We start from the raw sequence: 7299 nt of genomic DNA on the forward strand, positions 1-7299 counted from the left end.
TTGAAAAATTAATGGAATCTTAGATTTATGGTGCTTTTCGACCAGACACTAAATAAAATCAGTAAGAGGTCCCAACAACTATTTCATCTTATTCACACTTCTTTATTGCTTTCCCTCCTCTGCTAATCAGCTTTTTGGTACTTTTGTAAATATTTTGACAACAAAAAATAATATCCCTTGAAAAAAATTAAATCTGCGCTTATATCTGTTTTTCATAAAGACGGATTAGAGCCTGTAATTGAGCAGCTAAAGAATTTGAATATTAGAATATATTCGACAGGAGGAACACAAAGTTTTATTGAAAAACAAGGTGCAAAGGTTTTGCCTGTTGAAGAATTGACCAGTTACCCCAGTATTTTGGGCGGAAGGGTAAAAACTTTACACCCAAAAGTATTTGGCGGCATTCTTTCCCGCAGGGACAATCAAGCGGATGTGGAAGTATTGGAAGAATACGAAATCCCTGAAATTGATTTGGTCATTGTGGATTTATATCCTTTTGAGCAAACTGTTGCTGCCGGGGGAACAGAGCAGGAAATTATTGAGAAAATAGATATTGGCGGCATTTCATTGATTCGTGCAGCGGCCAAAAATTTCAAGGATGTATTGGTAGTTGCATCCAGAAGTGAATATGCCAATTTGCTCGAGGTTTTGGATAATAATGATGGAGGCAGTTCTATTGATGAAAGAAAATCATTTGCCAAATCCGCTTTTGATATCAGCTCGCATTACGATACTGCAATTTTCAATTATTTCAGCGATAATGAGCAAGGCCATAAATTGAAGCTGAGCATGGACAATGCCAAGGTATTGCGCTATGGGGAAAACCCACATCAGCAAGGTTTGTACTTTGGCGAATTGGATGCTTTGTTTGAAAAATTAAACGGCAAGGAACTCTCCTACAATAATTTGGTGGATATTGATGCTGCATTGGCATTGATTCAGGAATTTAACGACACCACATTTGTAGTTATCAAACATACCAATGCCTGTGGCGTGGCCACAAGAGGTACACTTTTAGAGGCATGGAAAGATGCATTGGCAGGTGATCCTGTTTCTGCATTTGGCGGAATTTTGTCCTGCAATAGAAAAGTAGATGTGGCGACTGCCGAGGAAATCAGCAAATTGTTTTTTGAAGTACTGATTGCGCCAGATTATGAGCCGGAAGCACTTGAGCTTTTAACAGCCAAGAAAAACAGAATAGTACTGAAGCAAAAGCAAAAAGTAAATTACAAAAGGCAGGTAAAATCTTGCTTGAATGGCATGTTGGTTCAAGACTATGATGTGAAAAGAGAAACAGAAGCCGACCTAAAAACAGTCACCAAATTATCTCCCAACCAAGTGCAGGTAGATGATTTGTTGTTTGCAAATATTTTGGTGAAGCATTTGAAATCCAACACCATTGTGCTGGCAAAAGGAAGTCAGTTGCTTTCAATGGGCTGTGGGCAAACCTCCAGGGTAGATGCGCTCAAACAGGCCATTCACAAAGCAGAGGCCTTTGGCTTTGATCTTTCGGGTGCCGTAATGGCTTCCGATGCGTTTTTCCCTTTTCCTGATTGTGTGGAAATTGCTGCCGAGGCCGGAATAAAATCCGTGATTCAACCGGGAGGATCGGTAAAAGATCAATTATCTATTGATGCTTGTGATGAAAAGGGCTTGTCAATGGTATTCACAGGCACAAGGCATTTTAAACATTGACCAAAAAAAAGAAACATTTTTCTTATAAAGTCGTAGCTTAGTAAATTATGGGATTATTCAATTTTTTTAATAAGGAAATAGCCATCGATTTGGGCACAGCAAATACGCTGATCATTGCCGATGGCAAAGTTATAGTTGATGAGCCGTCTATTGTAGCTATCGACAGAACAACCAACCAGGTAATTGCCGTGGGCAAGAAAGCCATGCAGATGCATGAGAAAACCCACGAAAATATTAAAACAGTGCGTCCGCTGAAAGATGGTGTGATTGCAGATTTCAATGCTGCCGAAAATATGATCAAGGAAATGATCAAAATGATCTACAAAAAACCGCCTTTGATTTCTCCGCAATACACTATGGTCATTTGTATTCCTTCGGGAATTACTGAAGTAGAAAAACGCGCTGTAAAAGATTCGGCAGAACATTCCGGAGCACGCGAGGTCTATTTGATTTATGAACCGATGGCTGCGGCAATAGGTATTGGTATTGATGTGGAAGAACCGATGGGAAATATGATTATCGATATTGGTGGTGGAACTACTGAAATTGCTGTAATTGCTCTTTCTGGAATTGTCTGCGACCAATCCATCAGGGTTGCGGGTGATGAATTTACCCTTGACATTATTGATTTTATGAGGCGTCAGCACAATATGATGATTGGTGAAAGAACAGCTGAAAACATCAAGATAAATATTGGCTCGGCACTCACAGAACTGGAAAACCCACCGGATGATTACCCGGTAAACGGACGTGATTTGATGACGGGTATTCCCAAACAAATTTATATTTCCTATTCGGAAATTGCGCATGCAATAGATAAATCCATCTCAAAAATTGAGGAGGCAGTACTAAGGGGCTTGGAAAATACTCCTCCAGAACTTGCAGCAGATATATATAAAACCGGGCTGTACTTAACAGGAGGTGGTGCTCTGATCAGAGGACTTGACAAGCGTTTGTCGCAAAAAACAAAATTGCCGGTACATGTTGCAGATGATCCGCTTAGAGCAGTAGTGAGAGGAACAGGTCAGGCATTGAAAAATATAGGGAAGTTTTCATTCCTAATGGCTTAAGCCGGAAACTTAATGCTTCCGGATATGAAATTCTGATTTCTGAAAAAATAATAGAATACAATTTCAACCTGCTGAAAAACTTATTTTCAGGCGCTTATCAAAGATTATAATTTAACAATATGGCAGGAGTGATTTTTAAGTTGATTAAGCATGCGTAACTTATTTCTATTTATTGAGAGATACAGAACATTCCTGCTTTTTCTGCTTTTGGAAGGCTTTTGCTTCTTTTTGGTTATTAATTTTCACAGCTATCAGCGCAGCAGTTTTCTGAACAGCGCGAATTTTGTGACCGGCAATGTCTATAAAACTTATGACAATGCAATTTCTTACTTGTACCTAGGAAGGGTAAATGACAGTTTGCGGGTAGAAAATGCAAGACTTTACTCTCAATTGCCCAATGCCCATGGCAGAATTCCTGAACCTGAGAAAGAGATTTGTGAGTTTGATCCTCCACAGATATATAAATACATCAGCGCCAAAGTGATCAACAACAGTACCGATAAGGTCAACAATTATATCACCCTTGATATTGGCAGAAAAGACGGAATAGAAAAAAACATGGGCGTAATTGGTCCAAAAGGTGTAGTGGGGATAGTGACCAATGTTTCTGAAAATTTTGCTTCCGTAATGTCTGTTTTGCACAAAGACTGTCGCATCAGCGCCAAGATCAAACGATCAAATTATAGTGGCTCAGTGAGCTGGAATGCATACAGCAACAGGCAGGCAGAACTAATTGGAATACCTAACCATGTGGATATTGTGAAAGGAGACACCGTACTAAGCAGTGGATTTTCCTCTGTATTCCCTGAAGATGTTCCAATTGGAATTGTTGATGATTACAGCATTCCCAACGGAAGTAATTTTTATGATATAAAAATAAACCTCTTTACTGAATTCAGCCGATTGCACTATGTGTATGTCGTGAATTATTTATTTAAAAGTGAAAAAAAGAAATTAGAAGCACTCAATGATTAGACAATTGCTCCAGTTAATTGCCCTGTTTATTATGCAAGTATTGGTCATCAATAATCTTGAGCTAAGTGCGTATATCAATCCATACATCTATCCGCTCATCATTTTAAGCTTACCACTAAATACAGCGCGTACTACTATCTTGTTTTATGCTTTTGCAGTGGGACTTGCTATGGATTTTTTCTGCAATACTGCCGGAATGCATGCCGCTGCTATGCTCTGGTTGGCATATATGCGCCCCTTTATTTTTAAATCGCTTTCGCCCCGATCTAATATCAATGCCGAAGAAATGTTAAGTGTGAAAAGTATTGGGTTTACATCGTTTTTATACTACAGCCTGATTTTGATTTTTTTACACCACTTTTTATACTTTTTCCTGGAAGTATTCAGTTTCAATCAATTCTTCCATACACTGTTAAAAATCATACTAAGTACTTTCTTTTCAGCCTTATTGGTTATAATTACAGCTATACTCTTTGCCCCAAATAAACTTAGAACTTAAAGGTGGATCTGAACAAAAACAGAAAAATATTTATCCAGCTCTTTTTTGTAAGTGTGCTTGTAGCTTTTCTGGCAAAGTTGTTCTATCTACAGATTTATGACGATTCGTATAAAGACCTGGCCAGTCAGAATGTGATTCGAAAAATTACACTATATCCCAATCGAGGATTGATTTATGATAGGGAAGATCGCCTTATCGTACAAAATGATCCTGTTTATGATCTATATGTAATTCCACAGCAGGTGAGGAGCCTTGATACATTGAAATTTTGCAGATTGCTTTCTATAGAAAAAGAAGATTTTATTAAGCGGATGCAAAAAATCAGTGCATATTCGCGTTACAGGCCATCTATATTTTTAAAACAATTAACAGCTGAAGATTATACACAGTTTTTAGAGCATAATTTTGATTTTCCTGGTTTTTATGGAGAAATAAGAACAACGCGTAAATACCCCCATGCTTCTGCTGCACACATTCTGGGATATACAGGCGAAGTGAATAGAGCTTTGATAGAAAAAGAAAAGTATTATAAATCAGGTGACTATATCGGTATTAGCGGGCTGGAAAAACATTTTGAAAAAAGCTTAAGGGGTAAAAGGGGGAAAAAATTTATCCTGGTAGATGTGATGAATCGGGATAAAGGCCCTTTTAATGATGGTAATTTCGATACCACTGCAGTTTCAGGAGAAAAGCTATACACAACACTTGATATAAAACTTCAGCAATACGGTGAAAGTTTGATGCAAAATAAAAAAGGAAGCATTGTTGCTATAGAACCTGCGAGTGGTGAAGTATTGGCATTGGTAAGCAGTCCGAATTACAATCCAAATATTTTAACGGGAAGAGAGCGGGGCGAAGCCTTTAAAGCACTTCAAAAAGACACGCTTGACCCATTGTACAACAGAGCCTTAATGTCGAGCTATATGCCCGGTTCAATTTTTAAGATCATACAGGCATTAGTGGGGCAACAAATGGGCGTATTGAAACCAAGTACTGCTTTCTATTGCGATGGCAGTAAAATAGGGGATCATGTGACACCGGGATATTATGCGCTTTTTGAAGCTATAAAACAGTCGAGCAATCAATATTTTTACCTGGCTTTTAAAAAAATGATCAATCAAAATATTGCGGAATCAACTTTTGAAGATTCACGAATAGGATTGGATAAATGGAAAGAAATGGTAGTGAGTTTTGGTCTGGATCAAAAATTACCTATTGATTTTGGCAATACACGCAGCGGCTATATACCAGGATCTGATTATTATGATGGAATTTATGGCAAAGGCAGGTGGGCGTTTAGTACTATCTATTCCATTAGCATTGGCCAGGGAGAAGTAGAAATGACCCCTCTACAAATGGCCAATCTTTCAGCTATTGTTGCCAATAAAGGCTTTTATTATGTGCCGCATATGATTAGGGGTGTTTCGGAGCCGGGAATTATAGACACGCTATACACCACTAAAAGACATACTGTAGTTGATTCACAGTATTTTGATATTGTAATGGACGCGATGCAAGGTGTTTTGGAAGGAGAGGGAGGTACAGCACGGATGTCAAGAATTGAAGGGATTACCATTTGTGGTAAAACAGGGACTGTTGAAAATCCGCATGGTAAAGATCACTCTGTATTTATCGCTTTTGCCCCTCGAGAAGATCCCAAAATAGCCCTTGGGGTAATTGTAGAAAACTCTGGATATGGCTCAACATACGCAGCTCCTATATTGAGTCTTATGATTGAAAAGTATCTCAATGATACTATTTCCGATAAAAGAAAATGGCTCGAAAAAAGAATGTTGGAAGCTGATTTAATCAAACAAGAAGAATGAGAAGGGGTAGAGGCATATTGGATTTGGACTGGTTGACAGTATTGCTTTACTTGTCATTGGTGAGTATGGGCTGGTTGAGTATTTATGCTGTTGGTTATGGTGGAGAAGAAACCCAGATTTTTGATTTCTCTACCAATCATGGCAAGCAAATGGTTTGGATTGGCATTTCACTATTCCTCGCACTATTGATTCTCTTGATTGACAGTAAATTTTACATCACTTTTGCTTATGTTTTTTATGGGCTTTCAATTCTGTCATTAATTGCTTTGCTCGTATTTGGTTCCACTATTAAAGGATCTACCTCTTGGTTTGTGATAGGCGGCTTTTCTATTCAACCTGCTGAATTTGCGAAATTCACAACCAGCCTGGCTCTGGCAAAATTTCTTTCTACACTGGGAGTTTCTATTAAGCAACTAAGAGGTAAACTTGTTACATCGCTAATTTTAGGTTTGCCTGCAGTATTAATTCTAATGCAAAATGACCTGGGTTCTACCATTGTATTTGCAGCATTTATATGGGTTTTGTATCGTGAAGGACTGCATTCTGCATTTATGATCTTCTTACTGAGTATTGTTATCTTATCTATTTTGGGTCTGCTTTTCAACAAGTTTATTTTATTGACACTACTGCTGATCATTACCGTATTTGTTTTATACTTCAACAGAAGAAACAAGCAGCTGATCTATTTTTTAGGCCTGGCTTATATTCTGTGCACCGGCTATATTTTTACACTGGATTATATTTTCAACAATGTATTAAAAGATCGGCATAGAGACCGTATCAATCTATTGTTGGGAAAAGATTTTGATCCCCAGGGAAGTGGCTATAATGTCAATCAGTCTATGATTGCTATTGGCTCTGGTGGTTTTTCGGGCAAAGGCTACCTGGAGGGTACTCAAACCAAATACAATTTTGTTCCCGAGCAATCCACCGATTTTATTTTCTGCACCGTTGGTGAAGAACATGGTTTCATAGGCAGTGCTTTTGTGATAATTGTTTTCTTTTTACTCCTATTTAGGATCATATATATAGCAGAGCGACAACGTTCCGCATTTACAAGAATATATGGCTATGGCGTGGCCTCTATTCTGTTTTTTCATGTGAATGTTAATATTGGGATGACCATTGGACTGGCACCTGTAGTTGGAATTCCTCTTCCCTTTTTCAGTTATGGAGGTTCTTCTATTTTGGCCTTTACAATATTGCTTTTTATTCTTTTGAAATTAGACAGCGA

The 7299-nt window shown here is 38.2% G+C and carries 6 protein-coding genes; all 6 read left to right on the forward strand.

Features of this window, described 5'->3' with window-relative positions; genetic code table 11:
- Positions 1-177: 177 nt before the first annotated feature.
- Positions 178-1695, forward strand: coding sequence for a bifunctional phosphoribosylaminoimidazolecarboxamide formyltransferase/IMP cyclohydrolase (gene purH / locus WD048_02515; GenBank protein MEX0811061.1), 1518 nt, complete (start codon positions 178-180; stop codon positions 1693-1695).
- Positions 1696-1742: 47 nt separating this feature from the next.
- A complete protein-coding gene (locus WD048_02520) occupies positions 1743-2765 on the forward strand; it encodes a rod shape-determining protein (GenBank protein ID MEX0811062.1) in 1023 nt (340 codons plus the stop codon).
- Between the two features lie 150 nt (positions 2766-2915).
- The gene (gene mreC, locus WD048_02525) at positions 2916-3740 is read left to right on the forward strand and encodes a rod shape-determining protein MreC (GenBank protein ID MEX0811063.1); all 825 of its coding nucleotides are present in this window, start codon (positions 2916-2918) and stop codon (positions 3738-3740) included.
- Positions 3733-4239: a rod shape-determining protein MreD gene (mreD, locus tag WD048_02530; GenBank protein MEX0811064.1), complete on the forward strand. Its 507-nt coding sequence runs from the start codon at positions 3733-3735 to the stop codon at positions 4237-4239. The genes mreC and mreD overlap by 8 nt, the downstream gene beginning before the upstream one ends.
- 2 nt (positions 4240-4241) lie before the next feature.
- Entirely contained in the window at positions 4242-6065 is a 1824-nt protein-coding gene (gene mrdA / locus WD048_02535; protein ID MEX0811065.1) for a penicillin-binding protein 2, read from the forward strand.
- Positions 6062-7299, forward strand: a 1238-nt coding sequence (gene rodA / locus WD048_02540) for a rod shape-determining protein RodA (GenBank protein ID MEX0811066.1), incomplete at its 3' end; no start/stop codon positions are given. The genes mrdA and rodA, both read left to right, overlap by 4 nt.

It is taken from the genome of Chitinophagales bacterium, from assembly GCA_040877935.1.
Classification (GTDB): domain Bacteria; phylum Bacteroidota; class Bacteroidia; order Chitinophagales; family CAIOSU01; genus JBBDNB01.